This window comes from Jutongia sp. SJQ-6, assembly GCF_054161275.1.
In genome coordinates this window covers 1,026,120-1,041,353 of the sequence record NZ_CP195314.1, presented here as the reverse complement: position 1 = coordinate 1,041,353, position 15,234 = coordinate 1,026,120, and the positions used below count along the sequence as shown (strand labels likewise).

Here is a 15,234-nt window from a genome sequence, read left to right as displayed (position 1 = left end):
AGCGGTTCAAATGAGAAAATATACTTATTTACATCGATCTTTTATCGTAAAAAGCGTGTAAATTCGACAAAATCTACATTGAAATTCTTTACTTTTTGGATGCTTAGTGATAAAATATCTCACAGAATTCATAAATTAAGGAGGATAATTCAAAAATGGCTAGAGCAAAACAGTCTATGGATGGAAATACCGCTGCAGCACACGTGGCGTATGCCTACACAGAAGTAGCAGGTATCTATCCTATCACACCTTCCAGCCCGATGGCAGATTCTGTTGATCAGTGGTCTGCAGCAGGACAGAAGAACATCTTTGGAAACACAGTTAAAGTGGTAGAAATGGAGTCTGAGGCAGGTGCAGCAGGTACCGTACATGGTTCCCTTGCAGCAGGTGCACTTACAACTACATTTACCGCATCTCAGGGTCTTTTACTTATGATCCCTAATATGTACAAAATCGCTGGTGAGCAGTTACCTAGTGTATTCCACGTATCTGCACGTACCGTATCTACACATTCTTTGAATATTTTCGGTGATCACAGTGATGTATATGCTTGTCGTCAGACAGGTTTCGCAATGTTAGCAGAGACAAATCCACAGGAAGTTATGGATTTAAGCCCGGTAGCACATCTTGCTGCATTAGAGGGTAAAGTACCTTTCATCAACTTCTTTGATGGTTTCCGTACATCCCATGAGATTCAGAAGATCGAGAAATGGGATTATGAAGATCTGAAAGATATGTGTCCTATGGACGCAGTTGAAGAGTTCCGTGCACATGCATTGAACCCAGAGCATCCGGCAGCTCGTGGTACTCACGAGAACGGTGATGTATTCTTCCAGCATCGTGAGGCTTGTAACAAGGCTTATGATGAACTTCCGGCAGTTGTTGAGAAGTACATGAAGAAAGTAAATGAAAAATTAGGTACAGATTATGATCTGTTCAACTACTATGGTGCAGCAGATGCAGACCGTGTTATTATCGCAATGGGATCCATCTGTGACGTAGCTGAGGAAGTTATTGATTACTTAACAGCTAAGGGCGAGAAAGTTGGTTTGATCAAAGTTCGTTTGTATCGTCCATGGTCTTCAGAGGCAATTCTTAAGGTGATTCCTAAGACTGCTAAGAAGATCGCTGTACTTGATCGTACGAAAGAGCCTGGTTCTCTTGGTGAGCCATTGTACCTCGATGTAGTTACTACTCTTCGCGAGGCAGGATTAAATGATATCGTGGTAACAGGTGGTCGTTACGGTCTTGGTTCTAAAGATACTCCTCCTTCATCTGTATTTGCAGTATACAAAGAGTTGGAGAAGGATGCTCCTAAGGCTCGTTTCACAATCGGTATTGTCGATGATGTAACAAACTTGAGCTTGCCAGAGGTTAAGCCGGCTCCTATCACATCCGCACCTGGTACAAAAGAGTGCAAGTTCTGGGGTCTTGGTGGAGATGGTACAGTAGGTGCTAATAAGAACTCTACAAAGATCATCGGTGACCATACAGACAAGTACATTCAGGCATACTTCCAGTATGACTCTAAGAAGACCGGTGGTGTTACCATTTCTCACTTACGTTTTGGTGATAACCCGATCAAGAGCCCATACTACATTAACCAGGCTGACTTCGTAGCATGCCACAATCCTGCATATGTAACACAGGGTATGAAGATGGTACAGGATGTTAAGCCGGGCGGAGTATTCATGATCAACTGCCAGTGGAGTGATGAAGAGTTAGATCATCATTTGAACGCAGAGGCTAAGAAATATATCGCCGATAACAACATTCAGCTTTACACGATCAACGCGATCGATAAGGCAATCGAGATCGGTATGGGTAAACGTACTAACACGATCTTACAGTCCGCATTCTTTAAATTAGCAGACGTTATGCCGATCGATGAAGCTGTTGAATTCATGAAGCAGGCAGCTAAGAAGTCTTATTCTAAGAAGGGTGACGCTGTCGTAGAGATGAACTACAAGGCAATTGATGCCGGTGTTGACGCTGTACACAAAGTAGAAGTTCCGGATTCTTGGAAAAATCCTGCACCAGATGCTCCAGCTAAGGAGAAGACAGGACGTAAAGAGGTTGTTGATATGGTCAACAAGCTTCTTGAGCCGATCTCCAAGATGGATGGTGACAGCCTTCCGGTATCCGCATTTGCTGATATTGCAGATGGTCAGTTCGTAACAGGAGCTTCCGCTTATGAGAAACGTGGTACTGCAGTAACTGTTCCGGTATGGGATCCGGATACATGTATTCAGTGTAACAACTGTGCATTTGTATGTTCTCATGCAACGATCCGTCCATTCTTGCTGAGCGAGGATGAGGTGAAAGCAGCACCTTCTAATATTAAACTTTCCGATACTAAGCCAAAGGCTGGAGAGTACAAGTTTACAATGAGCGTATCTCCTCTGGATTGTATGGGATGTGGTGAGTGTATCACAGTATGTCCTAAGGCAGCTGATGGTGCTATCAAGATGGTACCTCAGGAGTCTCAGGCAGATGAGCAGCCGGTATTCGACTACTTAGTAGCTAATGTTGGTAAGAAAGACAGCGGATTCGCTGATACAACACCTAAGGGTAGCCAGTTCAACCAGCCACTCCTTGAGTTCTCAGGAAGCTGTGCAGGTTGTGCAGAGACTTCATATGCTAGATTGATCACACAGCTCTTCGGTGAGCAGATGTACATCTCCAATGCAACAGGATGTTCTTCTATCTGGGGTAACCCGGCAGCAACTTCTCCTTATACTGTAAATAAGGATACTAAGAAGGGTCCGGCTTGGTCTAACTCCTTGTTCGAGGACAACGCAGAGCATGGTCTTGGTATGTATGTAGGTCAGAAGTACTTACGTGATCAGGCTATCGAGAATGTAAAGGCTTGTGCAGAGTCTGATAAGGCACCTGCAGAGTTGAAAGCTGCATTCGATGCATTCATGGAGACTAAAGAAGATACAAAGGCTAACGTAGCAGCTACAGATGCTTTGGTTGCTGAGTTAGAGAAAGCAGCAGCTGCCGGATGCGAGAACGCTAAGGCTGCACTTGCTAAGAAAGATTACCTCGGTAAGAAGTCCGTATGGATCTTCGGTGGTGATGGATGGGCATATGATATCGGTTTCGGTGGATTAGACCATGTATTAGCATCCGGTGAAAACGTAAACGTTATGGTATTCGATACAGAGATGTATTCTAATACAGGTGGACAGGCTTCTAAGGCTTCTAATATCGGTGAGGTTTGCCAGTTCGCAGCTGCCGGTAAAGAGATCGGTAAGAAGTCACTTGCTGAGATCGCGATGAGCTATGGTTATGTATATGTTGCTCAGATCGCACTTGGTGCTAACCCTGCACAGGCTGTTAAGGCAATTGCAGAGGCAGAGGCATATCCGGGACCATCATTGATCATCGGTTATGCACCATGTGAGCTTCACGGAATCGCTAAGGGTGGTATGAACCACTGCCAGGATGAGATGAAGAAAGCAGTGAAAGCTGGTTACTGGAATCTCTTCTCTTTCAATCCTTCCAATAAGGCTGAGGGCAAGAATCCGTTCACATTCACATCTGAGAAGGGTGTAAACTTCGACGATTATCAGGCATTCCTGAATAACGAGGCTCGTTATACTCGTCTGATCAAACCATTCCCAGAGCGTGCTGACAGACTCTTCAAGGAATCTGAGGAAGCTGCAAAGGCTCGTTATGAGCACTTACAGAAGTTGGTTGAATTATACAAATAATTTGTAATCATCCAAATAAAATAAAGAGGGCGTCTTCTTCGGAAGGCGCCTTTTTTGATAATAAAAGACATTGCGCTAAAGAAATTGAGAGAGTATAATGATAGTGTTAGTGCAAATTGCGGAAATTTTTTCGCAGTATTATTTGCAGAGATAACAAATATTATTTATGGAGGATCAAAATGAAAAAGATTGCAAAACAAGTAATGGCAGTTGGCATTGCGATTGCGTTGGCGGCCACTTCCGTGCCAATGAGCACACAAACAGTAAGTGCAGCCAAGAAGACAGCAGCTAAAAAAGCTGGTAAGAAATCAAGCAAGAAATCAAGCAAGAAATCGAATAAGAAATCTAAGAATACGATTTCGTTGAAAGTTGGCAGTAAGAAAACATTAAAAGTCAAGGGCATTTCTAAAAAGACCAAGATCAAATGGAAGACCAGCAAGAAAAAAGTTGCAGCCGTATCCAAGAAGGGAGTCGTAAAAGCCAAAAAGGCAGGTACGACCAAGATTACTGCAAAATATGGTAAGAAAAAGAAGGTTTGGACCGTAAAAGTTACCAAAAAGACAGCTAAGAAAGCTGGCGTTGCTTCTGTCGCTGCATTAGATGGCAAGACAGTGCGCGTAAATTTGACGGCAGCGAAAGCCTTAAAAGCATCTAACTTTGTGGTTCGCAAGAAAGCAGACGGGTCAGGACAGTTTGCATACGCCCTGCGCGTTGCAAGTGTAACAAAGTTGAGCTCTAAGGTGTATGAGGTAGGCTTAGCTACCGATGATAACACCACATACGATTTAAATTGTATTGAGGATGGTGATTATGTACAGGTAACGGTATCTGCATTACCGGGTAATAAATCAGGCCAAACACAATATTATTATACAAAAAATGCAGAAGCCAGATACTTTACGGGGGTTGTTGGAGACACGATAGAACGTTCCGTGGGATTTACACAGAGTCACACCGGTTATTTAAATAGCATGAAGATCACCGGTGTACCAAATGGTTTGACTGCCAAGGCGCAAGGCGATTATTTCAAATTGGAGGGAACCTTAAAGACTGCCAAGGCAAGTATTATGACACTTACGGCAAAAGATGAAAAAGGTAAAAAACTGGTGCAGAAATATAGTTGTTATATTGGTAGCTCCAGCGTAATGTTCAGCTATATTGAAGCTGGTGGAAGGGTGATCCTGGCCAATGACAACTCTTCTGAATATTTTGAGGTATATACCGTAGGTGGCTCCGGTGCTTATACGTATACATTACCATCTAATACCAACAAATATATTAGTTTTAATAGCGGTGACATTGTGTTTGACAGTTATCGTTATGATGACAAAGGAGATAAGAAGTTATACCTGCCGGCTCGCAATTATAGTGTAGCTTATCAGGTAAAAGACACCAAGGGACATATCAATAAGGGAACATTGGCAGTCAATGCAGTGAATGGTGTGAAAGTATCCGGGCGTGTACTTGCTGCAGATGGAACCGGAATTGATAATGTGAGTGTGGTGGCTTCTTTTAAGAATGATAATAACAAGTATTATCGAAACGCCTGCTATGGATATAGTTATTCGAATGGAGATACTGATAGTTATGGTAATGCCAAGATGAAGTCAGGCGACTATAATATGATCGTATATCCATCGGTTCTCTATAAATTTTATGCATCTAAAAATGATGTTCGGCAGACCGTAAGCAGTAAGAATGTTGGCAAGAATGGTGCAACCGTCAATTTCAAACTTGCGTTGTATAAAGTATTATTATCCTGCGGCTCAGATGATCTGACTTGTTCGTGGTATGACAGTGACAGAGATTATCTAGGATATGGAAAAACATTATTTTTGAAAAAAGGAACTTATTCGATAAACGCAACGAAGAAATTTGTAGAATATACGGCTACATTTGGTGTAGGAGGAAATCGTACTGTCAAACTTACCAAAGGTGAATCCTCAAAAGTTTATGGTTCACTCTCGCTTGACAATACTGCTTCAGTTCCGGCCAATGATTACATGAAATTTATTCCGGCGGAGACTGGAACCTATACGATTACGATGGATTCGTCAGATCAGGAATACACTTCGATCAATGTATATACAATGGATGACTTGATCACTACAGCATTTAGTAAATCCAATCAGATCTATAACAGCACTACGAACAGTTGGGTATATGAGAAAAATATAACCATGAATGTAGCGCTTACAGCCGGACGCGCATACTATATTCAAAACTATTGCAATTCCGATGATCGTACAGCAAGTCTCACGATCAGCAAAGAGGATACCGCGGAATGATCAGTGGGGCATGATAGCAGTCCGGCAGTGCACAGCCTGTTTTGTGCAGCAGGCATTGACGGTATAAGTTGTCAGCCAGTAAGTCTGTGTTCCAAAGAGAAATAGCATGCTTTGCCGATGCCTCTGTCAGTTTATGAAACTGACAGAGTGCATCGGCTTTTTTTGTAATGATCGGAAAATCATTGACCTGACGCAGTAGTCCGCTGGCAGAGCCGCGAAAACCAAGCAGATTGCCATAACTGACCGGGAGTTTGGTCTGTTCGCCGGTAGTATGAAGCAGCAGATGGAGTAAAGCGCGGCTGATGCGGCTATGAGTATACTGCTTCGTCTTGAGCAGCTCGATAAAATCAGAAGCTGTTTTGTACTTTGGCAGAAGATTGTGGATGCGGGCAGCAAGAGCGTACGAAACATCTGCGCAGCGAGTCATGTTTTCCGGGGAACAAGTGGACAGTCTATAGTACAACATTTCCGAAAAGTCATCTAATGTAACCGGATAATGGTTTCTTGCCGCTTGCAATATATTGACTGCTTCTGCGGGAAGATAGTCGACAGGAATCTTGCCCTGAGTCAGAAAATAGTCACGAATACCGGTTGCTGAAAGATATTTATCCTTGGCGGTTGTTTCATGATAGCCGTGATCCTTTCGAGCGATCGTCACCGGTATGATCTTGCTGTGTAACTGTTTCAGTGCCAGCAAATATTCAATACCTAAAATATTATTTGGAGATTGCAGCAAATAGGACGCCGTACTGCTGTTGTCTGGCGTGCTATCCATGTCTATGTGTTGTGGATGTGCTATATCGTCTGTTGGAGCATGCATCGCATATGCCTGTGCTCTGGCAGCCGGATAGGATAACCCCTTGCCGACCAGTTCACGGATCGTAGTCTCAAAGGCTTCTCCGGGATCAGCGAGAAACTGCGCGGCGTTCCATAACGCATGAATATCACCGCATTCTGATCCAAAGCAAAGGGTATCGACAAAGCCTAATCCCTGCAAAAGGCTGACTCCGCCAAATGCAAAATCCTTCGCACTGGCAGTGGCATAGGCGGTCGGCAGTTCAAATACCATATCGGCGCCACATTCCAGTGCGATCTGTGTCCGCAAATATTTATCCGTCCAGGCAGGGGTGCCACGCTGCACAAAAGAACCGCTCATTACAACGATAACATAATCGGCGTCTGTCATGCGGCGTGCCTGCTCGATCTGGTATTTATGACCATTATGAAATGGATTATATTCTGCAATGATTCCAATTGCTTTCATATCGTGTCTGCCTTTCTGATGTTGTGATATTAAAACACACGTTTTTCTCAATAATACTAGACAAAGAAAAATGAATCAAGTATACTTTTGTATGGATTCACATTCCATTTACAAGATTTGAGCCAGAGTGCACCCGACCAAATCTTATACGAAAAACGTGTGCACAGAAATGAGGTTTAAGATGAAAATTTTAGTAGTTAATTGCGGAAGTTCCTCTCTTAAGTTTCAGTTGATCGATTCCGAGACAGAAGAAGTAGCTGCTTCAGGACTTTGCGAGAGAATTGGACTTGACGGAGCTTTGATCTACAAAGTAAACGGAGATAAGATCAAGCAGGAGATTGATCTGCCGGATCATGAAGTTGCGATCAAGAAAGTATTGGATACTTTGTTGGATAAGGAAATTGGAGTGTTGACCTCCTTAGATGAGATCGGCGCAATTGGCCATCGAATGGTACATGGTGGGGAGAAATTTTCTTCTTCCGTTATTATAAATGAAGAGATTATCAAACAGATTGAAACGTGTAATGATCTGGCTCCATTACATAACCCGGCCAATCTGCTGGGTGTTCGTGCATGTCAGGAAGTTATGCCGGGCGTGCCGAATGTTGTGGTATTTGATACAGCATTTCATCAGACAATGCCATCCAAGGCATATTTGTACGCTCTTCCAAAGGAATATTATGAGAAATACGGTGTTCGTCGCTATGGTTTTCATGGAACCAGTCATAGCTTCGTATCCAAGAGACTGGCAGAACTTGCAGGACTGGATATTAACAATTCCTGTATGATCATTTGCCATATCGGAAGTGGTGCAAGCATTTCCGCGATCAAAGATGGTAAGTCTGTAGATACCAGCATGGGTATGACACCATTAGAGGGACTGATGATGGGAACGCGTTCCGGTGATATGGATCCTGCCATCATCGAGTTTATCTGTCAGAAAGAAAATATCACGGTACAGGAAATGACAACAATCTTGAATAAGAAGTCCGGTGCTCTTGGATTGTCCGGCTTATCCAATGATTATCGTGATCTTGTAGAAGCTGCACAGGGTGGCAATCAGGATGCGATCAATGCGTTAGATGTCATGGTATATCGTGTGATCAAGTATATCGGTGCATATTATATGGCACTTGGCGGAGTAGATGCCATTGCCCTGACAGCAGGTGTTGGTGAGAACAACTTAGAGCTTCGTGCCAAGATCGTTGAAGGTTTAGCTGCGATTGGTATCAAGCTGGATGTTGAGGCAAATGCAGTACGCGGTGATGAGCGTAAGATCTCTACCGATGACAGTGCGGCTCAGGTATGGGTGGTACCAACTAATGAGGAGCTTGCTATTGCCAGAGAGACAGCTCGTCTGGTCTGCAAATAAGATTCACAAAAAAATTGTTGACAAAGCAATCGTGAGTTGATATAATCGAGAAAGTGTTGCAAAAGGAAATGGATTACAAATAGGAGGTGGAAAGAAATGTCTATTTGCCCTAAAAATAAATCTTCTAAGTCTAGAAGAGATAAGAGAAGAGCTAATTGGAAAATGTCTGCACCAAACTTGGTAAAATGCAGCAAATGTGGTGCTTTAATGATGCCACACAGAGTATGCAAGGCTTGTGGATCTTACAATAAGAAAGAGATTCTTGCAAACGCTGAATAATGGACATTCCATATAGTACATGAAATAAAAAACCGATACGGAAACGTATCGGTTTTTTTGCTATTAGAGATTAAGGTGTCAAAAGTCCTTTTGGCACTTTAAATTAAAGTAATCAAGCTGTGGGATGATATATTTGTTAACGTAATCAAGCTGTACAGTGATATATTTGTTAAAACAGCCAAGCTGTACGGCGGTCTATTTATAAAAAGCAGCCAAGCTGTGCTGCAACATAAGCAGGGAGCCATGAGGAACCATCATCTTCTGAAGCAGGTTCCGGAAGTGCTGCAAAACATAATTTGTCACGATGCTCTTGCTGAAACAGCAATAATCCGTCACAGTCTATTTTGCCGGAAACAGACGGAATAAAATCGCCGGTCTTTCGGACATAACAGGTTGCAGCAGTTGCTGCCTTGCGATGTGCTTTGTCGACAAACTCTGCCACACTGCGGTGGATGGCAGTGTCCTCTTCCGGCAGGTAATAATAATTTTTGTAATCCGGAATAAAATATTTCAATTCTTCATGAACACAAGGTATCGTCAACAATCCCAGAGAGTGCTCCAAGGTAAGTTCCAACTCTTTTTGCGGTTGGTCCCGGAATAGTTTTGGCCAAGGAATCGGTGCTGTGACATGGACTTTGCGGGGAACGGCCGCCGACAGTTCAAACGAGATCGTAGCCGCGCTGCAGCCGGGGCGGCGTTCTAATAGTGTGGCGTGTTCGATCCGGGCAGGCGATTCTTTTTTGCGTGTCAAGAGCAGCCGGTAGGTCAGAACTTTTACTAAGTGGAGCATACCGATCAGGTCATCGTGATTATGCAAGAGCAACAGATGTTCTTTGGCAGCCGCTTGTTCCGGGTGAAGCAGCAGATCTTGGCGGTAGCTGCTGTATATCTGGATGAGATCTCCGCCGGAATAAATATCTTCTCGGTCAATGCCAATAAACTGTTCCCAGTCTTTTTGTGCACCATGTGCTAAACCAAACAGCTTCTTTAACGGTCGTAACTGCAGCAGCATATCAAACGATCTTGTCTGCGTTGTATCGGATAAGATTTCCTGACAATGGGAAGAAGGTGTGATGTGATATTTGTCGCATTTATTCAAGATATAGGGGATATCAAAGGTGCGTCCATTGAAATGGCACAGGCCATCATAATGTTCTAATTGCTCCAGAAAGCATGTTAGCATTTCCTGCTCACTGGCAGATGTGTCGGCGAACCATTGTGTGATCGTATATTGGTCTGCACCGGAAGCGTGTATGGTACCGATCAAATATAGGGAAGATGCACGTGGCGACAGCCCCGTGGTTTCAATATCAAAAAATAAAATACGTTCCGGAGCCATAGGAAATGCAACAGCCGGAAGTGCTAATGTAATCGTATCTGTAGTGGTTTTCATTCGATTCCTCCGTTTGTGAAACATCGTTTGAGGACATTATAGACCATTTGAGTTTTTTGAGCAATTCGAGTATACTAATATGCAGAAGTGAGTAATGATGATAATGGTCTCTGTGGTGCGGCAAAGAATGGTGATATTTGCAGTGCGGCAGAGAATGGTAATATTTGCAATTCGGCAGGAACGAATTGGAATGGAGGGTGTTTATGAAGAAAACTCCATCGGATAGCAGTTATGAAAGATGGATGCGTAAACGGAGAGAACGTGATGCAGATATGTTTCGCAGAGGAGAGGAACATTACAAGCATTTACGAGGGCTAAAAGGACGGATCCAAAATAATTTATCTGGATTTTTGCGCATCATATTGACAGCATTTATCGTTTTGATCCAGTTTGTAATGATAATAATGCTCCCATTACTGCTACAAAATCAAACAGTGTATTTCTACTTTATATTGGAGATTGTTGCGGTGATTGCCATGCTGACGCTGATCAATAGCAGTCAAAGCCCGGCGTATCGGCAGGCTTGGATCGCATTAGCGTTGATCCTGCCGATCAGTGGATTTGTAATGTATTATCTGTGGGGAAGATCCAGCCGTAACAAAAAGAAGTTGGATCAGCATATCTTGCGACAGATTTCTTATGGAAATCAGTTCTTGATACACGATGAGCAGGCATATCAGAAGTTTTTGCGGGAAAATCCTGTGGCAGGTCGTATGGTTAAGTACATGGAGACGGCAGAATTCCCATTGTCTGCGGCAAACGATGTGAAGTATTACCCGATGGGAGAAGATGCGTTTGAAGATATTTTTGCGGCGTTAGAACAGGCAGAAGACTATATTTTGATCGACTTTTTTATCGTTGCTGAAGGAGCTTTGTGGGATAAAACGTTTGAAATATTAAAACGGAAAGTAGCACAGGGCGTTGAAGTAAAGTTTTTGTATGATGACTTTGGTGCAGCGATCCGAACGGGTAAATATTTTTCGACGATGTTACAAAAAGCAGGAATTGACGTGCGTGTCTTTAATCCGATCCACAAGTATACGGGCGAGTTGTATATGAATTTCCGTTCACACCAAAAGATTGTTGTGGTAGACGGTAAAGTGGCGTTTACCGGAGGATTTAATCTGGCAGATGAATATGCAAATTTGGTAGAACGTTTTGGCGTTTGGAAAGATACGGGTGTTCGCGTGAGCGGTGAAGCGGTTTGGGGACTGACGATCGTTTTCCTGCAAATGTGGGAAGCGAGTTCGACCGATCCGGAACATGTTGGTTATTTGCGATATCGTGTTATGCCGGAAAGTACGGGCGATACGTATTGTCATGTGATCTCAGATGGCCCGGCTAACAATCCGTTTAATCCGATTGAGAGCATCTATAATCAGATGATCATGTATTCTGATGAATATTTGTATATTACGACGCCATATCTTGTTATCGAAGATTACATGAAGCAGTCATTGATCGAGGCAGCACAGAGAGGCGTTGACGTACGTATCATCACGCCAAGTATTCCGGATAAAAAACTGGTTAAAATATTGACATATTACAATTATGGCAGTCTTCTCAAAGAGGGGATCCGTATTTATGAATATACGCCGGGATTTGTGCATGCAAAGCAGATATTGACGGAGGATGCAGCAATCGTAGGAACGATTAATATGGATTATCGCAGTTATTATCTGCATTATGAAAACGGCATTTGGATGTCGGGAGAGCAGATACAGGAAGATATCCGCGAGGATTTTTATGCTACTTTTGAGGAAAGTCATGAAGTTAGCTATGAAGAATGGAAGAACAGACCGCGAAGATATAAATTTATCGAGCCGGTGTTGAATTTGTTTTCCATTTTGCTGTAATAGATTATAGTATGTGCAGTGAAGGACGCAAAAGTACCGAGATATATGCCTTTGTGGAAGAAACTTTGGAGGAGAGGAGAGAACGTACGATGTATACAAATGTGTGCAAGCACTGTCATCAGGTGTTTCGTTCGAAGATCCGTACTTGCTGCTGCAAGGATTGTCGTGATAAGGATGAGGATCAGTTGGATGACATTGTAGAATATCTGCACCGCTTCCCAAACAGCAATGCGCTGCAGATTTCAGAGGAACTTGGTATCCATCCGTATGTGATCTTGAAATATATGGAAGAAGGTTGGTTGTCTAAGTCTCATGGGACTTTTAGTCGGATACCGGACTAGTACATAAGAAAGATAATTGACGATGTTAATACCACGCCTGTGGTAATATGTGAAAACATGCATAGATCTACAGGCAGAGAAAGGAATGTAGGATTTAGATGATCAGTTATGTTGCAGGAGAGCTGGTGGCAACGACAGCAACCAGTGTGATCATAGATCACCAGGGGATCGGACTGGAGGTATTGGTGCCGGATTCCTTGTTGTCAAAAATGCCGGTGGCAGGCAGTCAAGTGAAAATATACACGTACTTTTCGGTGCGTGAAGATGCAATGCAGTTGTTTGGGTTTGCGACACAGGCTGACAAAGACCTGTTTAAGCTATTGATCACGGTCAGCGGAATTGGACCAAAGGGAGGCTTGGCGTTGATGGGAACACTTTCCGGAGATGATATTCGGTTTGCAATCCTTTCTGAAGATGCCAAGACGATTGCAACTGCACCGGGAATTGGAGCGAAAACAGCCAAAAAACTTATTTTGGAACTGAAGGATAAGATTGATATGCAGCAGTCGATCGAGACGGCACTGGATGTCGGGGAGCAGGCGAAGACAGATATGACGCAGCATTCTTCTGCTCTGCAGGCAGATGCTGTCAGTGCATTGACGGCACTCGGGTATTCGGCAACGGATGCGCTAAGAGCAGTGCGGGCAGTTCCTGCGGCAGAGAACATGACGGTAGAAGAACTGCTTAAGCAGAGCTTAAAAAATATGTAAAACAAAGTCAGACGAAAGGAATTAATAACGGATGGCAAAGAGAAGCATTACAACGGAGTTTACGAATGAAGATGCAGGGATAGAGACCAGTCTCAGACCGCAGTATCTTCGGGAGTATATCGGACAGGAAAAAGTAAAGAGCAACCTTAAAGTGTATATAGAAGCTGCTAAGGAGCGAGGGGACTCTTTGGACCATGTACTGTTGTATGGCCCGCCGGGACTTGGTAAGACAACACTTGCCGGGATCGTGGCAAATGAGATGGGGACGAATCTAAAGATCACAGCGGGACCTGCCATTGAAAAGCCGGGTGAGATGGCTGCTATCCTCAATAATCTGCAGGATGGAGATGTGCTGTTTGTGGATGAGATCCACCGGTTGAATCGCCAGGTAGAAGAGGTATTATATCCTGCGATGGAGGATTTTGTGATCGATATCGTGATCGGGAAAGGTGCAGCGGCACGGTCGATCCGCTTAGATCTGCCAAAGTTTACATTGATCGGTGCAACGACAAGAGCCGGCATGCTGTCGGCACCGTTAAGAGATCGTTTTGGGGTTGTGAGCCGTCTGGCGTTCTATACGGTAGAAGAGCTGCAGGAGATCATTTTGCACTCTGCTAAAATATTAGAAGTAGAAATTGATAAAGATGGTGCTTTGGAGCTTGCCAGACGATCCAGAGGGACGCCACGCCTTGCTAACCGGCTGCTCAAGAGAGTGCGTGATTTTGCACAGATCAAGTACGATGGACGTATAACGAAAGAGGTGGCTGATTTTGCGCTGAATTTATTAGAGGTTGATAAGCTGGGGTTGGATCAGACGGATCGCCAGATCCTCATGACGATGATCCAAAAATTTGGCGGTGGGCCTGTAGGATTAGAAACGTTGGCTGTATCGATCGGAGAAGACCCGGGTACGTTAGAAGATGTATACGAACCTTATCTTGTTCAAAATGGACTGATCCTGCGAACGCCGAGAGGCCGCGTTGCATCAGATGAGGCGTATTATCATTTCGGGATACCGAAAGAATAAAACATAGAAAGCAAGAGACACAAAGTAACTATGGTACCTACGGCTCTAAAACAAGTCGGGAAAGGAATGAATGATCGTATGAAATTTACAAAGATGCATGGGTGTGGCAATGATTATGTATATGTGAACTGCCTGGAGGAAACGGTGAAACATCCAGATAAGGTAGCACAATTTGTGAGTGACCGCCATTTTGGCATCGGATCGGATGGACTGATCTTAATTGAGCCGTCTGAGGTGGCAGACTTTTGCATGGCGATGTACAACGCTGATGGTTCCCGTGGAGAAATGTGCGGCAACGGAATACGCTGTGTTGCAAAATATGTCTATGATTACGGGCTGACCGACAAAACGAAGGTGTCGATCGAGACGTTAGCCGGTATCAAATATATTGATATGGAAGTACAGGATGGTAAGATGAAAACGGCGAAAGTGAATATGGGATCGCCGATCCTCTGCCCGTCAGAGATTCCGGTAACGATCGGAGAGAAGCAGTGTGTGAATGAGCCATTGATCGTGGAGGGGAAAGAGTATCATGTAACAGCGGTATCTATGGGAAATCCTCATGCCGTTGTTTTTGTGGAGGATACTGCATCACTTCCGTTGGAAAAGATCGGACCGGGTTTTGAGCATCATGAAGCATTTCCAAAGAGAGTAAATACAGAATTTATTCAGGTGTTAAACCGCAGTGAGATCAATATGCGTGTTTGGGAGCGAGGGGCCGGAGAGACACTTGCTTGTGGAACAGGAACGTGTGCGGCTGTTGTAGCCTGTGTATTAAATGGCAAAACGGATGAGAACGTAACTGTACATTTGCTGGGAGGCGATCTGTATATTGTCTATGATCGTGAGGCAGAGACAGTATTTATGACGGGACCGGCTACCGTTGTATTCGATGGGGAAATCGACATCACAGATATTGATGTGTAGAATGTAAGAGACAGAGAATATGATGTTGTTTGTGGTTAGGAATGTAACAGAAATATAG

The 15,234-nt window shown here is 43.7% G+C and carries 11 protein-coding genes; 9 read left to right on the top strand and 2 right to left on the bottom strand.

Features of this window, described 5'->3' with window-relative positions:
• Window positions 1–155 precede the first annotated feature (155 nt).
• Together nifJ and ACSAJE_RS04870 are read left to right on the top strand one after the other, a co-directional pair.
• Window positions 156–3,719 (top strand): pyruvate:ferredoxin (flavodoxin) oxidoreductase, encoded by a 3,564-nt coding sequence (gene nifJ / locus ACSAJE_RS04875; RefSeq protein WP_118689770.1) that lies wholly within the window; start codon window positions 156–158, stop codon window positions 3,717–3,719.
• Between the two features lie 179 nt (window positions 3,720–3,898).
• The gene (locus ACSAJE_RS04870; RefSeq protein ID WP_458009825.1) at window positions 3,899–6,007 is read left to right on the top strand and encodes a hypothetical protein; all 2,109 of its coding nucleotides are present in this window, start codon (window positions 3,899–3,901) and stop codon (window positions 6,005–6,007) included.
• Here ACSAJE_RS04870 and ACSAJE_RS04865 read toward each other — a convergent pair.
• Complete coding sequence (locus ACSAJE_RS04865) at window positions 5,982–7,271, bottom strand: tRNA(Met) cytidine acetate ligase (protein WP_458009824.1); 1,290 nt, start codon at window positions 7,269–7,271, stop codon at window positions 5,982–5,984. The genes ACSAJE_RS04870 and ACSAJE_RS04865 overlap by 26 nt on opposite strands.
• 181 nt (window positions 7,272–7,452) lie before the next feature.
• On the opposite strand from ACSAJE_RS04865, the gene ACSAJE_RS04860 reads away from it, so the two are divergent.
• Both ACSAJE_RS04860 and rpmF read left to right on the top strand, forming a co-directional pair.
• Window positions 7,453–8,643 carry an acetate/propionate family kinase gene (locus tag ACSAJE_RS04860; protein WP_458009823.1) on the top strand — a complete coding sequence of 397 codons (1,191 nt, stop codon included), beginning with the start codon at window positions 7,453–7,455 and terminating at the stop codon, window positions 8,641–8,643.
• 96 nt (window positions 8,644–8,739) lie between these two features.
• Window positions 8,740–8,922: a 50S ribosomal protein L32 gene (gene rpmF, locus ACSAJE_RS04855; RefSeq protein WP_022024243.1), complete on the top strand. Its 183-nt coding sequence runs from the start codon at window positions 8,740–8,742 to the stop codon at window positions 8,920–8,922.
• 199 nt (window positions 8,923–9,121) lie between these two features.
• On the opposite strand, the gene ACSAJE_RS04850 is transcribed toward rpmF, so the two are convergent.
• Window positions 9,122–10,315, bottom strand: coding sequence for a ribonuclease H-like domain-containing protein (locus ACSAJE_RS04850; protein WP_458009822.1), 1,194 nt, complete (start codon window positions 10,313–10,315; stop codon window positions 9,122–9,124).
• Window positions 10,316–10,518: 203 nt separating this feature from the next.
• Here ACSAJE_RS04850 and cls point away from each other — a divergent pair, with 203 nt between their 5' ends.
• From cls to dapF, 5 genes are all read left to right on the top strand, one after another.
• Window positions 10,519–12,171, top strand: coding sequence for a cardiolipin synthase (gene cls / locus ACSAJE_RS04845; protein WP_118689767.1), 1,653 nt, complete (start codon window positions 10,519–10,521; stop codon window positions 12,169–12,171).
• 89 nt (window positions 12,172–12,260) lie between these two features.
• Window positions 12,261–12,512, top strand: coding sequence for a MerR family transcriptional regulator (locus tag ACSAJE_RS04840; RefSeq protein ID WP_022026149.1), 252 nt, complete (start codon window positions 12,261–12,263; stop codon window positions 12,510–12,512).
• Between the two features lie 98 nt (window positions 12,513–12,610).
• Entirely contained in the window at window positions 12,611–13,222 is a 612-nt protein-coding gene (gene ruvA, locus ACSAJE_RS04835) for a Holliday junction branch migration protein RuvA (RefSeq protein WP_118689766.1), read from the top strand.
• A 31-nt stretch (window positions 13,223–13,253) separates the two neighbouring features.
• Entirely contained in the window at window positions 13,254–14,249 is a 996-nt protein-coding gene (gene ruvB / locus ACSAJE_RS04830) for a Holliday junction branch migration DNA helicase RuvB (RefSeq protein ID WP_022026151.1), read from the top strand.
• Window positions 14,250–14,327: 78 nt separating this feature from the next.
• Window positions 14,328–15,176, top strand: coding sequence for a diaminopimelate epimerase (dapF, locus tag ACSAJE_RS04825; protein ID WP_118507470.1), 849 nt, complete (start codon window positions 14,328–14,330; stop codon window positions 15,174–15,176).
• The last annotated feature ends 58 nt before the right edge of the window (window positions 15,177–15,234 follow it).

Bases quoted from the DNA above. Each gene is read 5' to 3' on its own strand.
- rpmF (WP_022024243.1), top strand. From the start codon at position 8,740: ATGTCTATTTGCCCTAAAAATAAATCTTCTAAGTCTAGAAGAGATAAG.
- cls (WP_118689767.1), top strand. From the start codon at position 10,519: ATGAAGAAAACTCCATCGGATAGCAGTTATGAAAGATGGATGCGTAAA.
- ACSAJE_RS04840 (WP_022026149.1), top strand. From the start codon at position 12,261: ATGTATACAAATGTGTGCAAGCACTGTCATCAGGTGTTTCGTTCGAAG.
- ruvA (WP_118689766.1), top strand. From the start codon at position 12,611: ATGATCAGTTATGTTGCAGGAGAGCTGGTGGCAACGACAGCAACCAGT.
- dapF (WP_118507470.1), top strand. From the start codon at position 14,328: ATGAAATTTACAAAGATGCATGGGTGTGGCAATGATTATGTATATGTG.
- ruvB (WP_022026151.1), top strand. From the start codon at position 13,254: ATGGCAAAGAGAAGCATTACAACGGAGTTTACGAATGAAGATGCAGGG.
- ACSAJE_RS04850 (WP_458009822.1), bottom strand. From the start codon at position 10,315: ATGAAAACCACTACAGATACGATTACATTAGCACTTCCGGCTGTTGCA.
- ACSAJE_RS04865 (WP_458009824.1), bottom strand. From the start codon at position 7,271: ATGAAAGCAATTGGAATCATTGCAGAATATAATCCATTTCATAATGGT.
- ACSAJE_RS04870 (WP_458009825.1), top strand. From the start codon at position 3,899: ATGAAAAAGATTGCAAAACAAGTAATGGCAGTTGGCATTGCGATTGCG.
- nifJ (WP_118689770.1), top strand. From the start codon at position 156: ATGGCTAGAGCAAAACAGTCTATGGATGGAAATACCGCTGCAGCACAC.
- ACSAJE_RS04860 (WP_458009823.1), top strand. From the start codon at position 7,453: ATGAAAATTTTAGTAGTTAATTGCGGAAGTTCCTCTCTTAAGTTTCAG.